This window comes from Bradyrhizobium sp. 179 (genome assembly GCF_023073535.1).
Lineage (GTDB): Bacteria > Pseudomonadota > Alphaproteobacteria > Rhizobiales > Xanthobacteraceae > Bradyrhizobium.
Genome location: NZ_JADPJR010000069.1, coordinates 50,871 through 71,402, shown reverse-complemented (window position 1 = coordinate 71,402; position 20,532 = coordinate 50,871). Strand labels below are relative to the sequence as shown.

The following is a 20,532-nucleotide window of genomic DNA, read 5'->3' as shown; positions in this document are numbered from 1 at the left end:
GTTCACGCGGTACGGGCGTTTGTAGCGTGGTGCCGGAGTTAGCTGTTATGCGCACGAAGCAGAGTATCCTTGGCCTCGTTTACACGGGCAGCGAGATACGTCGAGCCCCCCTGGTCGGGATGGAGTTTCTTCATCAGGGACTTGTGGGCCCTGCTGATGTCGTCGCGCCCCGCGCCCGGCTGCAAGCCAAGGATCTGATAGGCCTCCTCCGCCGTCATTTTGCCGCTCGCCGCCGTGCGACGCTGCCGCCCTGCCGCATCGCCCTGCGCGTTCTGACGCCAAGCGGGAAACCGGCGGTCCAGATAGCTTTCAAGTAAGGCCACACTCTCGGCATCGAATGCCGGAACCATCGCCAGCAGGCCGGCAAGATCGAACTCGCCGAGATCGCGCCCGGCATGAGGTCCGGCAACGATCCGGCCTGTCAGCTGACCGGTGTCGTGGTCGAGCCGCATGTCGAGGAATTGCGAGCGCACGCGCGAGGCCTGTCCGGAGGCGCGCGCCGCGCCGCCGCCGAACAGCCCTCCGACATTGCCGAAGCCGGCGTTGGCCAAGGGTGTCCAGCCGAGCAGCCCCGCGCCGAAGATGCCGAGCGGAATCGCGACCGCCAGTTCGCCCCGCAGACCCGTGAACGCTGCGACCGCCAGCGCCACCACGCCGCCACCGAGCTTGATGGTGCGGGCCAGCACCGCCGGATTGGCGGAGCGGAACATCTGGAGCAGCAGATAAAGCGTGATAACGGCGACAGCGCCGGCGAGCAGGGTCATGCCCGGAATATAGTCGCGCTCTCGGCAAAATGCATCGCGTTCAGCTTCCGCAGCCGGTCGCCAGCCTGATCGCTACCTCATCTGGCCGATCAGCTTCGCCGCAGCGCTCGCGCTCTTCGCCAATTCCAGCAGCGCTTCGGGGCCGCCGGCGGCGTAAGCCGCGGCCGCCCGCAACAGCTCGCGCAATTGCGCCGCCGCGCCAGGATCGAACCGGCACCAGGCACCGCCGGTCAGGCGCGCGATCTCGCGAAAGGTCCGCTCGGCCACGGCGTCATGGCCTTCCTGAAACACAAACACCGGCACCTTGAGCATGCCAAGCTCGCCGGCCCTGGCGCAGAGTTCGTCGGCGTTCTCCTCCATGGCATCGCCAACGAAGACGACGGCCCGCACGCCGGACGCGACGGCCTCGCGCCGGGCCTCGCTCAGCACCTTGCCGATCTGGGTGTCGCCGCCGCGGCAATCGATCTTGCTCATCAATGTCGCAAGCCTGGCACTGTCGGAGATCCACGCCGTCGCCCGGCACTCGTTGAAACCGCGATAGTAGACGAGCCGGACGTCGAGACTGCCGAGCGCCGCAGTCTCGCGAAACATGTCGGCCTGGAGCGCGCAGGCCATGTCCCAGGTCGGCTGCCGGCTCATTGTCGCATCCAGCGCGAAGATCAGCCGCCCCCTCGCGCCGGGCGCATGCGGTGACAACGCACGCGCCTTGGCGACAAAGGCGGCAATGTCATCCGAGGTGGACGTTCCGGCCTGTGGCACTGCGCCGCCGGCTTTCGTCGAGACGGCATCGCCGCGCGGTTTGATGGGGTCGCCCGACATCGCTGCTCAACCATGCGTGGGCAATTAATGTGGTGGGCGCGTAGAGCCCGGTCAATGTGCAAAGCCTCCGCGGAGGTAAGCCGGCGGAGGCTTCGAGATCGGTGTCGATGAGGGAGGCGTCAGCTCTTGGCAGGCGCCATCAATGCAACCGGACCCGGCTCGAGAATCTTGGGCGGAGACGATTGCGTGTCGACCGGTCTGATCTCGCTGTCGGTGGCGCTCAGGAACCTGTCGAGCATGCTCTGAATCGAGTTCTTGGCCGCGTCCGGACCGGTGTCGCGCATGTCATTATGCTGGAACTCGGTCTTCACGACCTGAATGCCCGCCTTCTCGCACTCCTCGTCCGTGGGGATGACGCCCGCATCGGCCTTGAACTGGGGATCGGTGGAACGGAACGACAGGATCTTGAATTTGCCGGCCGTGACGAAGGGAACGCGCAGATTGTCGAGCGTGACGACCTTCTTGACCTCATCCGGATACTGCTTGGCGAAATACATCGTGATGTCGCCGCCCATGGAGTGACCGACCATGGTCACCTTTTCGTAGTCGGCATTCGGCTGGACCTTCTTCATCTCCTGCATGGCGAGATGAATGTTGGCGACGCCGCGCAGGATCTGCGGCAGCCGGCCGACATAGAGCTCGCCCGGCTTGGTCACCATCGGAGGATCGGTCGGCAAATCATGCTGCGGGCTCAGGACCATGTAGCCGCGCGCAGCGAAGATGTTGGCGAGGAAGCCGTACTCGGTGTTCTTGACAGTGTTGCCATGATTGATCACGGCGACAGGCAACTTGATCAGGCCAGCGTTGGCTTGCATTTCCTTGTCGCGGCGCACCGCGATGTGGACGGGCACCGGGCGGTTGTCGCGCGAAGCGTCGTAGAAGGTGATGGTCTCGTGCTTGATGGCCCACTTGCTCGCCGTGAAATAGGCGATGCCGCAGAGAGCACTGACCGAAACCAGAACGGCAATTCCACGCTTCATCTTCGTCCTCAGCCGCAGGCTCTTGCGGCCTGATCCCTGTTGAAAATCGTGTTCTTCGGGGCTCTTTGTCCCCTTGTCGCCTATTCCCTAATATATGTCACAGCAGCGTGACAGGAAGGCTAAATATTGTGAACCGGCAGCCCTTTCATTGTGCGTCGCACACGTTTGTTGGGCACCCTTTGTCATAAGGCTAACGTCAGGTGCAGGTCACCATCCGACGCAACCGGGCCCGATCGGGTTCAATTCGTAGTCAACGTGAGATGAAAACGCGCCGAGCGCGGACTGAGTTCCCGCGGCAACTGGCGCTCGGATTTGACGGGAAGTAGCAATATACCGCGGCCTCAGGCGCCGAGGATGTCGTGGACCTCGAGCGGCTTGTCGACCTGACTGAACCATTCGGCACGGTTGGCGGCGCGGCGGCGGCCGCGCTCATCGAGCGGCAGCTTGAGCTGGCGGAGCAGGCTGGTCACCTCCTCCCGCGCGGTGAGATGGCCGAGATTGGGCCGCATGCCGAGCGTGGCCTCGTCGATCTCGTCGAGGGCGGTCAGGCCGCGCGGGAAAAATTCGCGATAGACGACACGTTCGGCGAAGCCGTCGACGTAGCGGAAGCCGAGCCGCAGCGACAAATCCTTCAACCCCTCGGCGACAAGCTGCTTGTTGCGGGAGCCGAGCATCGACAGGCGGTTGCGCACCACGATCCAGTCGGTGGTCGCGCCGTCGAGCTGGCGGCGCTTGCGCCTGACGTCGCGCACCATCTCGGCGTAATGGCTCTCTCCCGTGACCACGTAGTTGGCGGGATCGACGGTGCCGAGCACGTCGAAGTCGAGAAAGCTGTCGTTGATCGGCGTCACCAGCGTGTCGGCCATCGAATGCGCCAGCCGCATCAGGTAGCTGTCGGTGCCGGGCGTATCGATGACGATGAAGTCGAAGCTGCTTTCGACCGCCGAGACCGCCTCCATGAATTGCTGGAACTCGGCATTCTCGTTCTCGGCGATCTGCATGGTCTCGCCGAGCTTGATGCAGCGATGCACCGGCAGCTCGAGGTCGAGCTTGGTGCGGCGCGCCCAGGCGGAACGGTTGCTGATGTAGCGGGTAAAGCTCTGCTGGCGGCAGTCGAGATCGATGGTGGCGACGCGCTGGCCGGCCTTCAGGAGCGCAACCGCGATGTGCAGGGCGGTCGTCGATTTTCCGGAGCCGCCCTTTTCATTGCCGAGCACGACCACATGCGCCGAGCCGGATTGGCCTTGGCTAGCCTGCACAAGCATAGCGATCCTCAATACCCCTAACGAATATCTTCGAGTTGACCGCATCAGCGGTCAAGTGAAATGCGTGACAGGTAATGCAAATTGCAATGCGCCGTTCTTCGTCATGAATTACGGAGTCATCTTTTCGTCTGTGATCCAGCCCAAGATGTCGCGACATTCTGTGCGGCCGTTGCCCGGGATGCTGTGCCGCATCCGGATGCATGGCGTCCATGATCGCCGCTTGTTAAGGTTAGCCGGTCGCGCGCCGGCTGCACCCGCACTGATTCCCAACCCTATCGAGTCCTGATGTCATCGAGTCCCTTGATCGCCCGCACGGTCCCTGCCCTGCGGCGCGCCGTCGACACTCTCCGCAAGCGAAAGGCCACGATCGCGCTGGTCCCGACCATGGGGGCGCTCCATGACGGGCACGTGTCGCTGGTTCGCCTCGCCAAGCGACGCGCGAGCCGCGTCGTGGTGTCGATCTTTGTCAACCCGACTCAGTTCGCCCCGACCGAGGACTTTGGCGCCTATCCGCGCACCTGGAAGGCCGACATCGCCAAGCTCGCGGCTGAGGACGTCGATGTGGTCTGGCACCCCGGCGTCGAGGCCATGTATCCGGAGGGTTTTGCCACCCGCATCGTGCCGGAGGGGCCGGCGCTGGCCGGGCTCGAGGACCGCTTCCGCCCGCATTTCTTCGGCGGTGTCGCCACCGTCGTCGGCAAGCTGTTCACGCAATGCCGGCCCGACTTTGCGATCTTCGGCGAGAAGGATTTTCAGCAGCTGCGGGTGGTGGCGCAGATGGCGCGGGATCTTGACCTCGGCGTCAAGGTCATCGGCTCCCGCACCGTACGCGAGCGCGACGGGCTCGCGATGTCCTCGCGCAACGTCTATTTGTCACCGCAGGAGCGGCAGACCGCAACCACGCTTTACCGCGCCATGAAGGAGAGCGCCGGGCGCATCCGTGCAGGCGAAGCGATCGCGCCCGCCATGGCGGCCGGCGCCGAGATGATCAAGGCGGCCGGTTTCGCCCTCGACTATTTCGAAGCCCGCCATGCCGCGACGCTGGCGCCGGTCACCTCGCGCAAGGACGGACCCTTGCGGATCCTGGTCGCGGCCAAGCTCGGCACCACCCGGCTGATCGACAATATCGCGGTTTAAAGCAATCCGAGATCACGCAGCTCGCGCCGCATCGGCTCCGGCATCGCCGCGATCGAGCCGGCGGCGGACTTGCCGAGATCGGCGGGCACCGAATCATCGGTCAGATAGCGCCAGCCCTGGAACGGGCGCATCGGCCGCGGCGACACCGAGACCACCTTCGGCTGCATCACGATCCGGCAGCGCCCGATGCCGTCCTTGTCACGGAACGGCTCGATCCCGATGATCTTCTCCCGCGCGGCGATCTCGCCCTTGATGACCCAATAGAGCGAGCCGCCCGAGAGGATCTCGGCGTCGCGCTTGGGCACCATGCGGGTGATGTGGATGTGACGTTGCGGCAGACCCTTCTTCTTGGCGGTCTGCATCCGTTCGGCGATCCACTCCTTCAATTCCTTGACGGAGTCGCAGCCGACGGCGAGCTTGATCAGGTGTAGCGGCATGCCCCAGCATTAACCGGGCAGCCGCGCATTTGGAATGCCGATCTACTCGTTATCCGCAGCCGCTGGAGCAGCCGCCGAGGCTGGCGGGGGCGCGAGCGGAACCGGCGCTGCGGGAGAACGCGCTGCCTTTGGAGCAGGCGGCTTCTTCGCGGCCGACGCAGTTGGTGCCGCAGGCGCTGCGGCCTGTGCCGAGGCCGCTGCCGGCGCGCGCGCTGCCGGCGCTGCGTTTGCGGCCGGTGCCGCCTGGCGCGTTGCCGCGGTGGGCGGCTCCGGATTCATGATGCTGACGGGCGGCGTCGACGAGGCGCTCGGGAAGTCGGCATTGGTCGGCTTGCCCGTCGGCATCGACGGCGGCAATCCGGAAAGCGCGCTGGTAGCCGGCATCGCCAGCGCCGTTGCGGGCGCGTTCCAGGTCGGCGCATAGCGCGCAACCAGCGTGTCGTAGCGATGGGAATCCATGTTGGCGGCGACCTGCTGCTGGTCGGTCAGCGAGCGGAACGCAGCGCAATCGAACTGCGTGCAGCCGTCGCGCGCGACCAGCACATGGGCGACGAGGCCGTAGCGATCACGTTCCAGCGATTTGCGCAGCATCTTCAGGTCCAGCGTCAGGCTCTTGTCGGCCGTGGCGACGTCGCCGAGCGCGGTCAGCCGGTCGATCCTGGCGGCGGTATAGGAGACGGCGGCAGCCGCTGCCTCAGGCGCGCCGAACAGCGCCTTCTCGCAGCCAACGGCCACGGCATCGCCGGCGAGATCGTCGAGGCAGGACAGCGCCGGCAGGCTCGCCGTCACCGCCTGCGCGCGCGCTTCGGCCGGGGTCGGCTGCCCCTCCGAACCATAGACGCGCACCGTGGCCGCCCCGGCGATCGCAATGGACAGCAGCGTGATCACGGTCAGCGCGCCGTTCGCGACCGACCTGTCGGCGCGCAGCAGCGTGATCAGGAGGATCAGCCCGAAGAATCCGGCAGCCAGCAGCGTCATCCACATCGGGAAGGCCGGCCAGCGCCAAATTTGGTCGAGCGACCAGGTCATGCGCGACGTCCTCTCACACGAGCAAAGAGCGAATGGTCAAGCGAGCACCGCGAGTCGGCAAACTGCCCCCGCCCCACCTTGCGAAGCCGAAGCGGGCCTTTTGACGGCGAGAGGATACAATTTCCGGAAGGCGCCAATGCGCAGGGTAGCGTCCGTCTTCAGGAGAGCGCGAGCTGGCTTTCCTTGGCGACGCGCTCGAACGCTTCGGTCGAGCTCTTGATCCGGTACTGGCAGTCGTCGCCATCGGTCGGCAGCAGACGGATGATCTCATACGCGCCGCTGGCAGCCGGACGCGCGACATTGCTAGCCGTGAACAAGACGCGCGTTCCCACGGGGAATTTGTGCTTCAACACCCTCTCCATCACTCAAACAGCGCCTGCCTCGCCCAGTGTCCCACTGCGATGGCCGGCCGGAAACCCGGGCCGTCGTATAGCACGAGCCCCGCCCGTTTGGCCAGCGCCATGCCGGCATGACAACCGCCCCAATTTGGCAGTCTTTTCAGAATGATAGAGATGGACCGGCGGGCCGATGATACCGCCGGAGCAGCCCCGTCCGGCGGCATGTCGCAGCTGGATGTCGCAGCGTAGGGAATCATGGCGGCGGCAGGAGCGCCGCCAGCCGGCGCGCGGGCCGCCTTCCCGGCCGGACCAGCGGTCAGGCGTCCTCGAACTTCTCGATGCGAAGCGTTTCGGCGAGCCCGTCCCGGGTCCATTCTTGGAACGCCGGCAGCGCCTGCATCGTGTCCATGTAGGCCTTGGTCTCGGGCGTGACCTCGATCGCATAGGTGCGGAAGCGGTGCACGACCGGCGCGTACATCGCATCCGCCGCGCCGAAGCGGCCGAACAGGAACGGTCCCTTGGCGCCATAACGGGTCCGGCACTCGCGCCAGATCTCCTGCACGCGCGCGATATTGGCCTTGGCGTCCGCCGATAGCGTCACCGGGCGCACGGGGCGGTGCAGGTTCATGCCGCATTCGTTACGTAAGGCCATGAAGCCGGAATGCATCTCGGCGCACACCGACCGGGCATAAGCGCGCGCGGCGACATCGTCGGGCCACAGCTTTTTCTCCGGGTAGCGCTCGGCGATGTATTCGATGATGCTGAGCGAATCCCACACCGTGATGTCGCCATCGACCAACACCGGCACCTTGCCGGCGCGGCTGAAGGACAGGATCTGCTCCTTGTCGGCGGGATTGTCGGTGTAGAGCGGGATGACGGTCTCCACGAACGGGATGTCGTTGGCGCGCAGTGCGAGCCAAGGCCGCATCGACCATGACGAGTAGTTCTTGTTGCCGATCGCGAGTTTCAGCGCAGCCATGTCGTCAATCCTTCCCGAGACGTCCTGAAGCGAGCTGCTTTTAACGCCATAGCCTGCCCCCAATCAATCGTTGCCGCGCCTTGCCATGCGTGGCAATCGTTGCCGCCCGCGAGGAGACGGACATGAGCAGGCACTGGGTCGACATCACCGCCGTCGGCTTCTTCATCATCGAATGGCTGGTCTACGCGCTGACGCTGGAGCATTCGGCCTATGGCCGCGACAGCCTGTCGGCGCGCATGAATCGCTACCGCGAGGTCTGGGTGCGCCAGCTGCTCGAGCGCGACACGCGCATGGTCGACATGCAGATCATGGCCTCGCTCCAGAACGGCACCGCCTTCTTCGCCTCCACCAGCCTGTTCGCGCTCGGCGGCGCGCTGGCGCTGCTGCACGCCACCAACGACGCCATCACGATCCTGAGCAAGCTGCCGATCGACCTCAGCCCCTCGCCCGCACTGTGGGAGCTGAAATGCGTCGGCCTCGTGCTGATCTGCGTCTACGCCTTCTTCAAGTTCGCCTGGGCCTATCGCCTGTTCAACTATGTCGCGATCCTGTTCGGCGGCATGCCGCCGGCGTCCCAGCGCGACACGGTGGAGGCGGAAGCCCATGTCATCCGCACCACGCGCCTGTTCGAATCCGCCGGCCGCCATTTCAATCGCGGCCAGCGCGCCTTCTTCTTCGCGCTCGGCTATCTCGGCTGGTTCGTCAGCCCATGGCTGCTGTTCGTGACCACGGCGGCCGTGGTGGTCGTGACCTGGCGACGGCAATTCGCGTCCAGTGCCTGGGCAGCGATGGCGCCGGAGGTGGTGACGGCTGACGAGGAGAAGAAGCGCGGTCATTGATGCACTGCCGTGCCGGACACGGCGCGGCACGAAGTGACGCGACGCAGAGCCGGGACCCGGCCCACACGGGAAGGCGCTGCGATATAGGCCCCGGCTCTGCAGCGCATCGAAGGGCGCTGCAGAGCCGGGGCACGAGAGGAGAGTGAGGCATGCTCTCTCAACGTCACTGCGAGCCAACGGGTCCGCGCGAAGCGCGGCCCCGTTGGCTCGCAATGACGGAGCAAGGTGAACCAACGTCATTCTCCAACACACATTCAACGCACAGACACGCCTTCGCATTCTCGCGGCGCGTTTCGCCCGAGCTTTGCTTCGTCGCTCCACCCTCAAAGCCGGGAGGGCGCAGGGAAGGCCGGGTGCTGACCTGGCACCCACGGTCCGCTGTGCGAAAGGCACACGCAGGAAAAACTGCACAGCGGCATACAGGTGAAGCCCAACACACGGCCTTCCCTGCGCAGTGGTTTGACGGCTTATGCCGCGCTCTCCCGGGAGCCGAGTTCGTTCTGGCCTCCCTCGCCCTCGTGGAAGTCACGGACACCGCGCCGGTTGGCGCCAATGCCGCATCCGCAAGAGCTTGACCGTAGCAACGACGGCCAGGACCACACGGTTTTGCCGTACGCGCGGGTCGCCTGCGCCACAGGGTTCGACGGCGTTGTGCACCTTGCCATCGACATGCTGGCGCGACGAACCTGACAGCGCCGTCCGTCTGCGCGAAGCTTAAGGGCTCACGGAGAGCAATCCGCCCTGCCCTTGGCCTTTCGCGCCCGACGCTGCCGCGTCCACCGCAAGCCCGGCTCCGCGATCATCACGACACATGATCGCCCCTCTCGGATGAGCCGGGATGGGCGACACATACGTCATTTCCGAATTTCGGTAAAGCGGAATATTTTCGCAAGAGAGGATTGACAGAGCCGCGACACAGGCGCGGCGACGGATCGAGCGCGGCGCGATCGGGGAAAGTGTCAATGGCGAGCAATCACCCGGATTACGCTGCGCTCCATTCGGGCTACACGACTACGTCCTAGCCCCCGCCAAAATCCCGCGGGCTGAACGGCAAATCCAACACCTTCCATTCCCCGTATTTGTCGGCCGGCAGCATCTTGTAGGGCTGGCAGTTCTGGAGCGCGCTCATTGCGGACTTGACGATGGCGACGCCCTTCGCGGACGGCGGGGCTTCCATCAGGATCGGCTCGCGTGCCAGCGTGCCGTCGGTGGCGAACACCGTGCGCAGCTTGACATGGACGTTGTCGGTTGGCGCGACCCCGGACGGCAGCTTGGCGCACTTTTTCAAGTGACGGCGCAGTTCGACGATGACCTCGGGCGGCAGCTTGGCGGCGATCGAATCCTTGGTGTCGCCGCCGTCGTTCTTGGGGGCGTCTTTCGGCAGCTTCGTCGGCAATTCAGGCGGCAGGCCCAGCATGACGCCGTATTTGACGGTGACGTCGGGCTCCGGAGCCTGATAGGCCGGCGACGGTGCGGCCTGGGGCTGCTGCATCGCCTGTGATGGCGGCGTCGGCGGCTGCGGCGGCTGGGCTTGCTGCGGAGGCTGTTGCGGCTGTGCATTGGCCTCGCGCGGGTCCGGCGGCGAAGGCTGTTTCTGCAATTGTTGCTGCTGCGCAGAACGTTGCAGCTCGGGCGAAGCCTGCGGTGACGGCGATGGCGCGGGCTGCTGCTTGGCCCTCGCATCCGACTTGTCGGCCAATTCCAGCTTCGGCAGCTTCAGGTCGGGTTTCGGCTCCGGCGGCTTCTCCCTCGCCTCTTCCTGGGCCTTCTCCTCGGCTTTGGCCTCCTCCTCCTTCACCTGCTCCGGCGTGACGATGTCGACCATAACAGCCTCGGGTGGCGCGGCGTGGAACGGATGGACTTCGCTGATCAGGATGATCAGCGCCACCAGCGTCAGATGCGCGATCGCCGACGCCGCAACGTCCGTCCGTATGATCTTCCGCAGTTCCATCGACTGACTTCGGGTTGCCGCGCTGGTCCTAGCATAATGGAAGCCCCCCTCAATCCCATTTCGGCGCGAAGCCGAAGTCGGTCAGGCGTCCCCTGGGATTGGCGAGCGCGGCGATCCGGCCCATCTCGTCGTCCGACAGCTCGAAATCGAAGATCTCGATGTTTTCCGACAGACGCTCGACGCGCGAGGTGCGCGGGATCGCGGCGACATTCTGCTGCATCAGCCAGCGCAGGCACACCTGCGCCGGGCTCTTGCGATGGGCGCGGCCGATCTCCGCGAGCGTCTGGTCGGACTTGATGCGGCCCTTGGCGATGGGACTGTAGGCGACGAGAGCAAGACCATGCTGGTCGCAGGCCGCCCTCACCTTCGCCTGATCCAGATAAGGGTGATATTCGACTTGATTGCAGACAAGCGGCTCGGGCGATAACGCCACCGCCTGCTCGATCAGCGCCACTGTGAAGTTGGAGACGCCGATGTGGCGGGTCAGGCCCATGCGCTTCGCATGCGATAGCGCTCCAAGCGTCTCCGCGAGCGGCACATGCGAATTCGGCCAGTGCAGCAGCAACAGATCGACGAAGGGAAGCCGCAGGCGGGCGAGGCTCTCCTTGACCGAGCGTTCGAGATCGTGGGGCGCGAAATGGTTGGTCCAGACTTTCGTCGTGAGGAAGATGTCGTCGCGGCGCACGCCCGAGGACCGCAAGCCGTCGCCGACCTCGCGCTCGTTGTCATAGGCCTGCGCGGTATCGATGTGGCGATAGCCGAGCCGCAGCGCCTGCTCGACAATGCGAGCGCATGGCCGGCCGCCCAATTCCCAGGTCCCGAGCCCGATCGCCGGGATCCTTGCACCATTGGCCTCGACGAACAGCATGAGGAATCCTCTCTGTTGCGGCAGCCCCAAATCATCCGGCCGTCATTATGGACCCGGCCCATGACGCTGCCAACGGACGCCGCGACAGTTCGGCCGGATATTCAGCGCAATACTACCGGAGGGTTCGCGCGAGCTCTTGGCGTTCCGTCCTTAGCGTCAGACTTTGGCGAGCGCCTGGAACACCGTATCCGGCGCATGCGCGATCACGGCGAGCAGCGCGCGGGCCGGTCCGCGCGGGGCGCGCTTGCCCTGCTCCCAGTTGCGAATGGTCTCGACTGGGACGCCGAGTTTTGCGGCGAACTCCATCTGCGTGAGGCAGGCGCGGCGGCGCAAATCGCGCACCGCGAGCGGGCCGGCGTCGCCCGACGCGGCATTGGCCGCCGGCTGGACCGGAAATTCCTGTCCGTCCCGCAATTCGACGATCCGTCCGTCCGCCTTCAGCCGCAACCGCATGCTCATTCCCCCAAGCGGGGCGATGATGCGGCAGGTCGCTTAAGTTCGGATTAAGAGAGCGGTCTCGTGCCCCGGACGCAGCGCAGCGCTTCTTCAGCGTTGCGCTGCAGAGTCGGGGCCCATCTCGTGGGTCTCGTCCCTATCGCTTTTTGGGTCCCGGTTCTGCGCAGCAACGCTAAGGCCGTTGCTGCGCGCCCGGGACACGAGAGTGAGATTGCCGCACGTCCGTCCTACTTCAACCCGAACCAGAGCGTCGCGATGCCGAGGAAGGAGAAGAAGCCGACGACGTCGGTCACGGTGGTGACGAAGGTGCCGGACGCCACCGCAGGATCGGCCCTGACACGGTCGAGCGCCATCGGGATCAGGATGCCGCCGAGCGCGCCGGCAATGAGGTTGCAGATCATCGCCAGCCCGATGACGATGCCGAGGCCGGGGATCTTGAACCAGGCCACGGCCGCGATGCCGGTGATCACGGCGAAGGCGAGACCGTTGACGAGGCCGACCAGGCTCTCGCGCATCACCACGCGCCAGGCGTTGGAGGAGCCGAGCTCGCGCGTCGCCAGCGCCCGCACCGCGACCGTCATGGTCTGGGTCGCGGCATTGCCGCCCTGGCTCGCCACGATCGGCGCCAGCACGGCGAGCGCCACCATCTTCTCGAGCTGGCCTTCGAACAGGCCGAGCACGGAGGACGCCAGAAAGGCGGTCGCGAGATTGACCAGCAGCCAGTTGAAGCGGCCGCGCGCAATGGTGAGAAAAGTGTCCGACAGCTCCTCGTCGCTGGTGACGCCGCCGAGCGCCTTGAGGTCCTCGTCCGCCTCCTCCTCGATGACGTCGACGACGTCGTCGACGGTGATGACGCCAACCAAGCGGTCCTGGGTATCGAGCACGGGCGCTGCGACGAGATTGTACTTGCCGAACATGCGCGCCACCTCCTCCTGGTCCTCCAGGACGGAGACGCGGCGGCGATCCTCGTCGGTCAGCTCGGTGAGCGGCACCGGACGGCGCGCCCGCAGCAGCACGTCGAGCGGCACCGCACCCTGCCAGTGCTGGTCCTTGTCGACGACGTAGATCTCATAAAAGCGGTCGGGCAGGTCCGGCGTCTCGCGCATGTAGTCGATCGCCTGGCCCACGGTGAAGTCCTGGGGCACCGCGATGAATTCGGTCTGCATCCGGCGGCCGGCGGAATTCTCCGGATAGAGCAGGCTGCGCTCGAGCGCCACGCGCTCCTTCAGCGGCAGCTTCTCGAGGATCTCCTCCTGTTCCTCGGCATCGAGCGTTTCCAGGAGCTCGACCGCGTCGTCGGATTCGAGCTCGCGGACACCTTCAGCGACGGTCTCCGGCGGCAGTTCCTCGAGGATCTCCTCGCGCACGGCCTCGTCGACCTCGTTCAGCGCGGAGAAGTCGAAGTCGCGCCCGGTCAGCTCGACCAGGCGGACGCGGTCGTCGGGCTCCAACGCGCCGATCAGGTCGCCCAGGTCGGCCTCGTGCAGCTCGGCGACGATCGCGCGCAGCTGTGCCGAGTCTGCGGCCTCGATCGCATGGGCGATCTCCTCGACGAATTCGTGACGAATTTCGCCGTCTTCATTGCGCATCGGTACGTGGTCGAGTACCGAATCCGCGGCGGGAGCGGCAACGTCCAGATGTTCATCCATGGCGCGCCTCGCCGTTTGACAGGTTGGATCAGATGGTCTGGGCTGACGGTTCAGGCAATACCCACAAGCGAACAGCGAGCGCAATGACAAAGATGCAATGCCCGGAATGGACGCCGATGGCGCTGGGCGCGGTGCTGGCCGGCCTCGTCGGCGCGACCTCGCTTGAAGCCGCCGAGTGCCCGCGCAAGGACGCGCTCGGCACTGCGCGCGTTCTGAGTGTCGACGTCAAGGCCACCCCGCGCGTGGGCCTGAAGAGCTTTCCGCAGACGCTGCCACTCGCCGATCGCGAGGTCGTGCTGACCTTCGATGACGGCCCACATCCACCGACCACGTCGAAGGTGCTGGCGGCGCTGGCGCAGGAATGCGTACGTGCGACCTTTTTCCTGATCGGCCTGCACGCCTCCGAACATCCGGACATGGTCAAGCGCATCGCCAGCGAGGGCCACACCATCGGCCACCACACTTTCTCGCACCCGTTCATGGCGCGGATCCCGTTCGACAAGGCCAAGAGCGAGATCGACCGCGGCATCGCGGCCGACGAGATGGCGCTGCACGGGGTTTCGACCACGACGCCCTCGACGCCGTTCTTCCGCTTCCCCTATTTCGAGTCCACGCCCGCACAGCTCGACCTGCTCCAGGCGCGCGGCATCGTGGTGTTCGGGGCTGACCTCTGGGCCAGCGACTGGAACGAGATCACGCCGGAGCAGGAATTGAAGCTCGTCACCGAGCGCCTCGCCGCGAGCGGCAAGGGCATCATCCTGTTCCACGACCCCAAGGCGCGCACGGCCGCGATCATGCCGGCCTTCCTGCGGTATCTGAGGGAGAACGGGTATCGGGTTGTTCACATCGTTCCGGCAGGCCCAGCGCAGAAGAATGCCGATGCGCATTGATGCCGGAATGTCACGCCGGCGCAAAATGGGGTGATTTGGGGCCAATTAATATTCTGTTCATGCTACCCCATGCAAAGTTCAGCGCGGCTCCGGCTGAACCGTTTTGGGGCATCTCCGACCTATTAAGGCGGCAATCTCATGGGGGCAGACGAGGTTCATGATCGGAAGTAGCGTTGGTTTGCGGACGCGATCGTGGACGGCCCTTGGCCTGTTGCTGGGATTGCTGACGACCGCTTCGCCGGCGGCGCTCGCGGCCGACTGTCCCGGCCATCCCGACGCGCTCGGGACGTCCCGTACCCTCGTGGTCGATCCGCGCGAGCATCCGCTGATCGGCACCATGCAATATCGCGAGACGCTGCCGCTGAAGGACCATGAAGTGGTCCTGACCTTCGACGACGGTCCGCTGCCGAAATATTCCAACCAGGTGCTCCAGATCTTAGCCGACGAGTGCATCAAGGCGACCTTCTTCATCATCGGCAACCAGGCCAAAGCCAATCCGGAAGGGGTGCGCAAGCTGGTGGCGGCGGGCCACACCGTCGGCACGCACAGCATGGACCATCCGCTGACGTTCGATCGCATGCCGATCGAGAAGGCCGAGGCCGAGATCAACGGCGGCATCGAATGGACCGCGGCTGCGATGACCGATCCGACCAAGCTTGCGCCGTTCTTCCGCATTCCCGGCCTGATGCGCGCGGAAGGCGTCGAGAACCATCTGATCTCGCGCGGCATCCAGGTCTGGAGCGCCGATTTTCCGGCCGACGATTGGCGCCATGTGTCCTCGGATCGCGTCTATCAGCTCGCGATCCAGCGCCTCGAGGCCAAGGGCAAGGGCATCCTGCTGCTGCACGACATCCAGGCCCGCACGGTGGCGGCGCTGCCGAAGATCATCCGCGACCTCAAGGCGCGCGGCTATCGCATCGTCCATGTGGTGCCCGCGACCGCCGATCGGCCGGCGACGCCGACCACGCCGGTGGAATGGCTGCTGCATTCGCCGACCGAGACGACGCCGATCGCGCGCTGGCCGCGCGTGCCGAATTTCGTGTTCGCGCAGACCCGGATGCTGCCGGCGCCCGCCCTTGCCGATCTCAATGCGCAGACCGAGCATCAGCCGCTGCTGCCGCGCCGGACCATGGCGCAGGCGAATGTCGAGGCCACCCTGCCCGTGCCGGGCCGCGACCTGTTTGCGATCCCCGAGGGCTCGGTCGAGGTGCTGCTGTCGACGACCCTGTCGCGACGCGCGACGCGGCTGGCCATGGCAGCCCAGACGCCGCATGCGGCCAAGGACAAGGCAGCCAGGGGCAAGGCAGCGAGATCGCAAGGACGGCGCAGCGCGCAGGCAGCGCCAGCCGCGCCGAAGCCCGCCGCGCAGACCAAGAGCGCTGCCCCGCACCCGACCCGCGTCGCCAGCCTGAAGAAGCGCGCTTAAGGTTCTACTGCCGCATGATCGCGGCGACGCAGAGCAGCACGATCAGCGCCAGGAAGAACAGGTCCATATAGGACTTGAGCTCGCCGTCGCGTCGCAGCCGCGCAACGTCGGCGACGACCTGCTTGCGTGCCGAGCTTCCGCCCGAGCCATCATTGATGGGAGCCTGAAGGCGCCGCGTCTCGGCTTCCAGCTTCTCGATCTTCTGGAAGAAGTAGAACGCGCGCAGCGTCGAGGCCGCGCGCATGGCGGCATAGACCAGCACCAGGATCGCCAGGATGGCCCGGTTCGGATACTTCTCCATGAAGTTCAGGCTGAAATAGACCACCGCCAGGAAAGCGAAATTGGTGATGAAGCGGTAGACGAAGCTAAGAAAGACCATGCTGGCTCAAGCCTTGAGGGATGCGCAACCGGATCGTCGCGCATACGGAATCAGGGGCCAGATGGAGCAGCCGGCCTGGATGCCGTGCAGTCCCGTCTACGCCAAATTTGTTTCAACAAAGATACTATCGCCTCGCAACTCGCCGCCATTTAGCCACACGCGCCTATAATGCAAGCCGGAGCATGCCGTCGGCCCATTGCACGACGGTAGCCCGCAACGGTTCAATGGCGATTTGGCGGAAGTCGCGATAGACTATCGACCGCCACCAGATGTGGGGTCTGCCGATGTCGAAGAAGGGAATCACGGGCCACGACGACTGGGTTCTGACCGAGGCCCTCGCGACCGCGCTGGTCGCACTGGAGCAGCTCGAGCCCAAGCACCGGCCGAACGCACATATGGACGACATCCGCAAGATGCTCTCGAATGGCAAGGAGCCGGCGGCGGTGAGCCTGCACCTCGCCCAAGCCAAGTGCCGCCTATTCCCCGACCTCGATCCGCTGGAGATCTACCGGGAATACGGCATCGGGGAGGAATACGGCTAAGGGGGCGGTCGACGATCGAGCTAAGGGCCGCCGGCAACCGATCCCGCGATCACCATGACCAGCGCGCCAAGGTCGACCTTGCCGTTGACGCTCAGCTCCTCTGAGCGTTCGGCATCGTCCGGGCCTTGAACCCTAAGCGCTTGCGGCCGGTCGGCGGCCTGTCTTTGCAGCTCGCCGATGATGGCTTCCTTGAGTTTCTCTTCCAGCATGGGGCTTCGTCCTTCAGGCCGCCATCGCGCGGCAGGATTGGGCGCAGGAGCGGCACATCGCGACGCATTCGTCCATGCCGCCGATCCGCTCGCAATCCTCGGCGCATTCGGCGCAGATTTCAGCGCATTCGCTGCAGGTGTGCCTGTGATGCGGCGTGTTGATCAGCATGAAATGCGCCGCCGTCCGGCACATCTCGGCACAAGCCATCATCAGGCGGAAGTGCTTTGGCTCCACGTGCTTGCCGCCGGTCTCGAGGCAGTGGTTCATCGCCGTGCCGAGGCATGTCTGATAGCAGCTCATGCAGAGCCCGATGCAGCGGGTCATGTCTTCGGATTGGGCCATCCGTTCTCTCCCATCGCGCCCCTCACTCCGCTCGACCAAAGCGGGGCAACGCGCTTCGTTCCAGGTTCCGCTCGATTGTGTGGCTCAGCCACGCGCGGCCGCCTCAAGCCAGGAGCCGCGGCAGGCTGTTATGGATCGTGCAAGCGGCAATTGCGGCGTGGCCGAAGGCGACCGAGATCTGGTGCAGGTCGGTGACGATGTCGCCGATGCCGTAGAGCCCATCGATCGACGTGCGCTGATGGTCGTCGACCTTCAAATAGCCTTCGGCGGTATGTTCGGCGCCCAGCACCATCGCGAGCTGCGAGCGGACCTCCGCGCCCATCGCGGGATAGACGATGTCGAATTGCGCCGTCCGGCCGTCCGCGAAGGCGGCTTCGACGCCATTGTCGCGTCGCCGCAAGTGCAGGTCGGGCGCGAACACGAACTTCACACCCGCTTCACACAGCTCTGACGTTGCTGCCTTGCCGTCGTTCGGCCCGGTTGCGAGCAGCGTCACGTCGCGCGAGTAGCCGCGCAGGAACAACGCCTTGCCGGCAGCGCGGTGAAGCGGGCCGACGACGCCGGTGCGGCGGCCGGCGGCCTCGAAGGCGTCGCAGACGGGACAATAGCGCAACAGCCCGTCCGCGACCGCCGCGCGCCATTCCACGAACGGCGGATGGGTGTCGACGATGCCGCAGGCGAGAACGACGGTGCCGGCCTGATGTGCGCGACCGTTCCAGCTCGCCTCAAAGCCATGCGCGTGCCGCTGCAATGCGGTGACCTCGGCGTCGACCCGCGTCACGGCGAGCTCGTCCAGTTGCGCCGACATGCGCGCGATCAATTCGCTGCCGGACAGACCGTGGACGAAGCCGGGGACGTTGTGACTGCGCGGGATCAGCGCCGCCCGGCTTGCGCCGGCGTCCACGACGCAGACGCTGCGGCGAAATCGCGCCAGATAGATCGCGGCCATCAGTCCGGCCGGGCCGCCGCCGACGATCAGGCAATCGAGTGGCGCGCTGGTCATTTGGGGTTTGGGTCCTGAACACCAGCACCGGGGTCCTGGAGCCGGCCGCTCCGCGCCAGCCGAACGGCGTTGCCAAGCGCGCGCGCCGCATTCCGCACCTGCTGCTGGAATTCGTCGTCTTCGTCGAGCTCGCGATGCGAATTGGCGTATGGCTCCATATAGCCGACATAACCATCGAGCTCGGCGTAACGGCCCGCCGAGATCAGCTGCATGTCGGTCAGCCAGTCCGACAAGGCGCGGCGCACGCCCTCGGCGCCGACCGCATCGCCGTGAACGACGATGCCGAAATGACGGCCGGCGAGGTGACGCGGATACGGCCAGCCCTTCAGCTCGATCGCCTTGGCTTCAGCGGCCTTCTTGCCATGGGTCGAGCTCGGATCGGGATTGCCGCCGTCAGCGCAGACCATCCGATCCATCATCGCTTTCAGTCCGGCGGGCACGTGATACCAGTTCACCGGCGCCACGATCAGGATGCCGTGGGCGGCGACCCAGAGCGGATAGATCTCGTTCATCCAGTCGCCCACCTGCCCCAGCGAATAATTCGGATAGCAGCTGCATGGCCAGTGGCAGAGCGGCATCGCGGTTGCGACGCAGGATTTGCAAGGATGGATATTCTTGCCAAATTCCGAAGCGAGGCGCGAGAGATCGAGGATATCGACGGCAAATCCCATCTCGATGAAGACCGGCTCGGCCAACTTGACCAGGCGCCAGGTCTTGGACATCTCGCCGGGACAGGTGTGCTCGCTGCGGGCCGAGCCGTTGATGATCAGGATCCGCGGCGTCTCACTGGCATCGTCATGCCGGCGCTGCGCCGCAAGCACGGCGGCACGCGCCTCCAGCCAATCGACGGCGATGTCGTAATCGGGATCGGCGAAGCCTGCTCCCGCCTTGCGCGTCAGCGGCGCCTTGCGCGAATGACTGTAAGCGTCCCAGGCGGCGCCGACGATGGCATCAAGCTCGCGTTGCAGGGGGGCAAAGGCAGGATCGACGAACCGGCTCCTGTAACGGCTCTCGAATTCTTCGCGCGACAGCCTGACGGGCGGCATCCCCTTGCGAATGTCGGCTTCCGTCATGCTGGCTCCTGGCAAAGTCGGACGCGTTCGACCAACCCAGGGCGCAGCGGGTGGTTCCCGAATGCCTATTGCCGAACGACTTCCTCAGGCAAATCGAATTGCGCGATCCGCTGGTCCAGCCGCCATAGCTCGATGCGGTGGACCAGCACGAGCGCGGCGGCCTCGCGTTTGGCCTGCTCGTCATCGCCGCAGACGAGATTGATACATCCGAACACATGACCGTCGCGATCGATCTGGAAAGCGCGATAGTGCTTCATGCCCGGCACCGTCATCGATCTCGCCTGGGATGGGCGGGCGCGCTCAGCCAGTCCGTCAGGTTCGAGGTCACCTCGTTCTGCTTGGCGCGTTGCAGCAGCATCTCGCGCTCCCTGCCGGGCGGCAGGCTGCGCGCACGCGCGCGGGCGTTTTCGGCGAATGCAGCCAGCCTCTCCTGGAGCGATTGGGTCTGTTTCCTGCGATTGCGTTTGGCGGTCATTGTCGTTTCACAAATCATTTGGTTGGAAGGAAATTGGCCCCGGCGGGAGGTCGGGCACCGGGGCCGAGGCGTGCCGGCTGGGGCGGCCCAGCCCGGCAGTGTTTGTAGCTTCCGCCGCATCAGCCGGTTCCGGCATTTCAATAAGTTAACACTGCGTGATTTTGCGCGCCGCCGGATGCCGGCAGGTCTGCGTGCCGGCAGAGTTGATTGCGCCGGAACCGAAATGCTGATTCGCATGTTCATGGGGGGACTTGAAGGAGGATCATCATGGCGAAAGCAGCATGGAAGCGGCCGGGCTCACCGATCGGCCGCAAAGGACCACGCAAGGCGAATCCCGCCTACAAGCGCCGCGCGCGCGAGCCGTGGACGCCTGCGGACGTGAGCAAGCTGAAGCAGCTCGCGAAAGGCAACACGCCGACCGGCGTCATGAGCATTAAGCTTCAGCGTCCGGTCGCGGCCATCCGCAGCAAGGCGCAACGTGAAGGGATTTCGCTGAGGCCAACGAATCGCTCGCCGTACAACAGGCGAACCAAAGCCGCGAAGCGGCGTTGACGGAAGGCACCGCCGGGTGACAACCGGACACAACGGGGACGATGGACGTGGTGCTCATTTTTCCGGTTTCTGCCCACGACACCAGCGCATCGGTACGCGCCGACATCTAACCCGTTCCTGGCGCGTGCA

At 65.3% G+C, this 20,532-nt stretch carries 25 protein-coding genes; 6 read left to right on the top strand and 19 right to left on the bottom strand.

Annotated features, from left to right (window positions below; genetic code table 11):
* Positions 1-38: 38 nt before the first annotated feature.
* The 4 genes from IVB12_RS17025 to IVB12_RS17010 all read right to left on the bottom strand — a co-directional run bounded on the left by IVB12_RS17025 (position 39) and on the right by IVB12_RS17010 (position 3,828).
* The gene (locus IVB12_RS17025; protein WP_247300738.1) at positions 39-764 is read right to left on the bottom strand and encodes a DnaJ domain-containing protein; all 726 of its coding nucleotides are present in this window, start codon (positions 762-764) and stop codon (positions 39-41) included.
* A 72-nt stretch (positions 765-836) separates the two neighbouring features.
* Complete coding sequence (locus tag IVB12_RS17020; protein ID WP_247300737.1) at positions 837-1,583, bottom strand: VWA domain-containing protein; 747 nt, start codon at positions 1,581-1,583, stop codon at positions 837-839.
* Between the two features lie 119 nt (positions 1,584-1,702).
* Complete coding sequence (locus IVB12_RS17015) at positions 1,703-2,563, bottom strand: alpha/beta fold hydrolase (protein ID WP_247300736.1); 861 nt, start codon at positions 2,561-2,563, stop codon at positions 1,703-1,705.
* Between the two features lie 341 nt (positions 2,564-2,904).
* Entirely contained in the window at positions 2,905-3,828 is a 924-nt protein-coding gene (locus IVB12_RS17010) for a division plane positioning ATPase MipZ (RefSeq protein WP_247300735.1), read from the bottom strand.
* Positions 3,829-4,113: 285 nt separating this feature from the next.
* Between IVB12_RS17010 and panC the strand changes: the two genes are divergently transcribed.
* Positions 4,114-4,965 (top strand): pantoate--beta-alanine ligase, encoded by an 852-nt coding sequence (gene panC, locus IVB12_RS17005; RefSeq protein ID WP_247300734.1) that lies wholly within the window; start codon positions 4,114-4,116, stop codon positions 4,963-4,965.
* Here the strand turns inward: panC and IVB12_RS17000 are convergent.
* The 4 genes from IVB12_RS17000 to IVB12_RS16985 form a co-directional block, all read right to left on the bottom strand.
* Positions 4,962-5,402, bottom strand: a complete 441-nt coding sequence (locus tag IVB12_RS17000) for a DUF1489 domain-containing protein (RefSeq protein ID WP_183259114.1) — start codon at positions 5,400-5,402, stop codon at positions 4,962-4,964. The genes panC and IVB12_RS17000 overlap by 4 nt on opposite strands.
* A 42-nt stretch (positions 5,403-5,444) precedes the next feature.
* On the bottom strand, positions 5,445-6,431 hold the full coding sequence (locus IVB12_RS16995; protein WP_247300733.1) for a hypothetical protein: 987 nt from the start codon (positions 6,429-6,431) through the stop codon (positions 5,445-5,447).
* Between the two features lie 158 nt (positions 6,432-6,589).
* The gene (locus IVB12_RS16990) at positions 6,590-6,793 is read right to left on the bottom strand and encodes a hypothetical protein (protein WP_247275749.1); all 204 of its coding nucleotides are present in this window, start codon (positions 6,791-6,793) and stop codon (positions 6,590-6,592) included.
* 292 nt (positions 6,794-7,085) lie between these two features.
* Positions 7,086-7,748: a glutathione S-transferase family protein gene (locus IVB12_RS16985; protein ID WP_247300732.1), complete on the bottom strand. Its 663-nt coding sequence runs from the start codon at positions 7,746-7,748 to the stop codon at positions 7,086-7,088.
* Between the two features lie 122 nt (positions 7,749-7,870).
* Here IVB12_RS16985 and IVB12_RS16980 point away from each other — a divergent pair, with 122 nt between their 5' ends.
* A complete protein-coding gene (locus tag IVB12_RS16980; protein WP_247300731.1) occupies positions 7,871-8,587 on the top strand; it encodes a DUF599 domain-containing protein in 717 nt (238 codons plus the stop codon).
* A 1,018-nt stretch (positions 8,588-9,605) separates the two neighbouring features.
* On the opposite strand, the gene IVB12_RS16975 is transcribed toward IVB12_RS16980, so the two are convergent.
* From IVB12_RS16975 to mgtE, 4 genes are all read right to left on the bottom strand, one after another.
* Entirely contained in the window at positions 9,606-10,538 is a 933-nt protein-coding gene (locus IVB12_RS16975; protein WP_247300730.1) for a hypothetical protein, read from the bottom strand.
* A 49-nt stretch (positions 10,539-10,587) separates the two neighbouring features.
* The gene (locus tag IVB12_RS16970; protein WP_247300729.1) at positions 10,588-11,406 is read right to left on the bottom strand and encodes an aldo/keto reductase; all 819 of its coding nucleotides are present in this window, start codon (positions 11,404-11,406) and stop codon (positions 10,588-10,590) included.
* A gap of 156 nt (positions 11,407-11,562) precedes the next feature.
* Entirely contained in the window at positions 11,563-11,865 is a 303-nt protein-coding gene (locus IVB12_RS16965) for a helix-turn-helix domain-containing protein (RefSeq protein ID WP_247300728.1), read from the bottom strand.
* A gap of 224 nt (positions 11,866-12,089) precedes the next feature.
* The gene (mgtE, locus tag IVB12_RS16960) at positions 12,090-13,511 is read right to left on the bottom strand and encodes a magnesium transporter (protein WP_247300727.1); all 1,422 of its coding nucleotides are present in this window, start codon (positions 13,509-13,511) and stop codon (positions 12,090-12,092) included.
* Positions 13,512-13,627: 116 nt separating this feature from the next.
* Here mgtE and IVB12_RS16955 point away from each other — a divergent pair, with 116 nt between their 5' ends.
* On the top strand, positions 13,628-14,401 hold the full coding sequence (locus IVB12_RS16955; protein ID WP_247300798.1) for a polysaccharide deacetylase family protein: 774 nt from the start codon (positions 13,628-13,630) through the stop codon (positions 14,399-14,401).
* 157 nt (positions 14,402-14,558) lie between these two features.
* Positions 14,559-15,827, top strand: coding sequence for a polysaccharide deacetylase family protein (locus IVB12_RS16950; protein ID WP_247300726.1), 1,269 nt, complete (start codon positions 14,559-14,561; stop codon positions 15,825-15,827).
* A 4-nt stretch (positions 15,828-15,831) separates the two neighbouring features.
* Here the strand turns inward: IVB12_RS16950 and IVB12_RS16945 are convergent, their stop codons facing one another.
* Complete coding sequence (locus IVB12_RS16945) at positions 15,832-16,206, bottom strand: hypothetical protein (protein WP_247275741.1); 375 nt, start codon at positions 16,204-16,206, stop codon at positions 15,832-15,834.
* Between the two features lie 284 nt (positions 16,207-16,490).
* On the opposite strand from IVB12_RS16945, the gene IVB12_RS16940 reads away from it, so the two are divergent.
* Entirely contained in the window at positions 16,491-16,748 is a 258-nt protein-coding gene (locus IVB12_RS16940; protein WP_164940018.1) for a hypothetical protein, read from the top strand.
* 20 nt (positions 16,749-16,768) lie between these two features.
* Here the strand turns inward: IVB12_RS16940 and IVB12_RS16935 are convergent, their stop codons facing one another.
* From IVB12_RS16935 to IVB12_RS16910, 6 genes are all read right to left on the bottom strand, one after another.
* On the bottom strand, positions 16,769-16,957 hold the full coding sequence (locus IVB12_RS16935) for a hypothetical protein (RefSeq protein WP_247300725.1): 189 nt from the start codon (positions 16,955-16,957) through the stop codon (positions 16,769-16,771).
* Positions 16,958-16,970: 13 nt separating this feature from the next.
* Positions 16,971-17,300: a four-helix bundle copper-binding protein gene (locus IVB12_RS16930; protein WP_247300724.1), complete on the bottom strand. Its 330-nt coding sequence runs from the start codon at positions 17,298-17,300 to the stop codon at positions 16,971-16,973.
* 103 nt (positions 17,301-17,403) lie between these two features.
* Positions 17,404-18,303 carry an NAD(P)/FAD-dependent oxidoreductase gene (locus IVB12_RS16925; protein WP_247300723.1) on the bottom strand — a complete coding sequence of 300 codons (900 nt, stop codon included), beginning with the start codon at positions 18,301-18,303 and terminating at the stop codon, positions 17,404-17,406.
* A complete protein-coding gene (locus IVB12_RS16920; RefSeq protein ID WP_247300722.1) occupies positions 18,300-19,376 on the bottom strand; it encodes a flavodoxin family protein in 1,077 nt (358 codons plus the stop codon). The genes IVB12_RS16925 and IVB12_RS16920 overlap by 4 nt, the downstream gene beginning before the upstream one ends.
* A gap of 65 nt (positions 19,377-19,441) precedes the next feature.
* Positions 19,442-19,648, bottom strand: a complete 207-nt coding sequence (locus IVB12_RS16915; protein WP_247300721.1) for a hypothetical protein — start codon at positions 19,646-19,648, stop codon at positions 19,442-19,444.
* Entirely contained in the window at positions 19,645-19,851 is a 207-nt protein-coding gene (locus IVB12_RS16910; RefSeq protein WP_247275735.1) for a hypothetical protein, read from the bottom strand. The genes IVB12_RS16915 and IVB12_RS16910 overlap by 4 nt, the downstream gene beginning before the upstream one ends.
* Positions 19,852-20,118: 267 nt before the next feature.
* Between IVB12_RS16910 and IVB12_RS16905 the strand changes: the two genes are divergently transcribed.
* Positions 20,119-20,403 carry a hypothetical protein gene (locus IVB12_RS16905; protein ID WP_247300720.1) on the top strand — a complete coding sequence of 95 codons (285 nt, stop codon included), beginning with the start codon at positions 20,119-20,121 and terminating at the stop codon, positions 20,401-20,403.
* Positions 20,404-20,532: the final 129 nt, after the last annotated feature.

What these genes read in the sequence shown, in the direction of transcription:
- IVB12_RS16940 (WP_164940018.1), top strand. Translation starts at nt 16,491, where the DNA reads ATGTCGAAGAAGGGAATCACGGGCCACGACGACTGGGTTCTGACCGAG.
- IVB12_RS16980 (WP_247300731.1), top strand. Translation starts at nt 7,871, where the DNA reads ATGAGCAGGCACTGGGTCGACATCACCGCCGTCGGCTTCTTCATCATC.
- IVB12_RS16950 (WP_247300726.1), top strand. Translation starts at nt 14,559, where the DNA reads ATGATCGGAAGTAGCGTTGGTTTGCGGACGCGATCGTGGACGGCCCTT.
- mgtE (WP_247300727.1), bottom strand. Translation starts at nt 13,511, where the DNA reads ATGGATGAACATCTGGACGTTGCCGCTCCCGCCGCGGATTCGGTACTC.
- IVB12_RS16975 (WP_247300730.1), bottom strand. Translation starts at nt 10,538, where the DNA reads ATGGAACTGCGGAAGATCATACGGACGGACGTTGCGGCGTCGGCGATC.
- IVB12_RS16910 (WP_247275735.1), bottom strand. Translation starts at nt 19,851, where the DNA reads ATGACCGCCAAACGCAATCGCAGGAAACAGACCCAATCGCTCCAGGAG.
- IVB12_RS16905 (WP_247300720.1), top strand. Translation starts at nt 20,119, where the DNA reads ATGGCGAAAGCAGCATGGAAGCGGCCGGGCTCACCGATCGGCCGCAAA.
- IVB12_RS16990 (WP_247275749.1), bottom strand. Translation starts at nt 6,793, where the DNA reads ATGGAGAGGGTGTTGAAGCACAAATTCCCCGTGGGAACGCGCGTCTTG.
- IVB12_RS17020 (WP_247300737.1), bottom strand. Translation starts at nt 1,583, where the DNA reads ATGTCGGGCGACCCCATCAAACCGCGCGGCGATGCCGTCTCGACGAAA.
- IVB12_RS16920 (WP_247300722.1), bottom strand. Translation starts at nt 19,376, where the DNA reads ATGACGGAAGCCGACATTCGCAAGGGGATGCCGCCCGTCAGGCTGTCG.
- panC (WP_247300734.1), top strand. Translation starts at nt 4,114, where the DNA reads ATGTCATCGAGTCCCTTGATCGCCCGCACGGTCCCTGCCCTGCGGCGC.
- IVB12_RS16965 (WP_247300728.1), bottom strand. Translation starts at nt 11,865, where the DNA reads ATGAGCATGCGGTTGCGGCTGAAGGCGGACGGACGGATCGTCGAATTG.
- IVB12_RS16915 (WP_247300721.1), bottom strand. Translation starts at nt 19,648, where the DNA reads ATGACGGTGCCGGGCATGAAGCACTATCGCGCTTTCCAGATCGATCGC.
- IVB12_RS17015 (WP_247300736.1), bottom strand. Translation starts at nt 2,563, where the DNA reads ATGAAGCGTGGAATTGCCGTTCTGGTTTCGGTCAGTGCTCTCTGCGGC.
- IVB12_RS17025 (WP_247300738.1), bottom strand. Translation starts at nt 764, where the DNA reads ATGACCCTGCTCGCCGGCGCTGTCGCCGTTATCACGCTTTATCTGCTG.
- IVB12_RS16925 (WP_247300723.1), bottom strand. Translation starts at nt 18,303, where the DNA reads ATGACCAGCGCGCCACTCGATTGCCTGATCGTCGGCGGCGGCCCGGCC.
- IVB12_RS16945 (WP_247275741.1), bottom strand. Translation starts at nt 16,206, where the DNA reads ATGGTCTTTCTTAGCTTCGTCTACCGCTTCATCACCAATTTCGCTTTC.
- IVB12_RS17000 (WP_183259114.1), bottom strand. Translation starts at nt 5,402, where the DNA reads ATGCCGCTACACCTGATCAAGCTCGCCGTCGGCTGCGACTCCGTCAAG.
- IVB12_RS17010 (WP_247300735.1), bottom strand. Translation starts at nt 3,828, where the DNA reads ATGCTTGTGCAGGCTAGCCAAGGCCAATCCGGCTCGGCGCATGTGGTC.
- IVB12_RS16970 (WP_247300729.1), bottom strand. Translation starts at nt 11,406, where the DNA reads ATGCTGTTCGTCGAGGCCAATGGTGCAAGGATCCCGGCGATCGGGCTC.
- IVB12_RS16930 (WP_247300724.1), bottom strand. Translation starts at nt 17,300, where the DNA reads ATGGCCCAATCCGAAGACATGACCCGCTGCATCGGGCTCTGCATGAGC.
- IVB12_RS16985 (WP_247300732.1), bottom strand. Translation starts at nt 7,748, where the DNA reads ATGGCTGCGCTGAAACTCGCGATCGGCAACAAGAACTACTCGTCATGG.
- IVB12_RS16955 (WP_247300798.1), top strand. Translation starts at nt 13,628, where the DNA reads ATGGCGCTGGGCGCGGTGCTGGCCGGCCTCGTCGGCGCGACCTCGCTT.
- IVB12_RS16935 (WP_247300725.1), bottom strand. Translation starts at nt 16,957, where the DNA reads ATGCTGGAAGAGAAACTCAAGGAAGCCATCATCGGCGAGCTGCAAAGA.
- IVB12_RS16995 (WP_247300733.1), bottom strand. Translation starts at nt 6,431, where the DNA reads ATGACCTGGTCGCTCGACCAAATTTGGCGCTGGCCGGCCTTCCCGATG.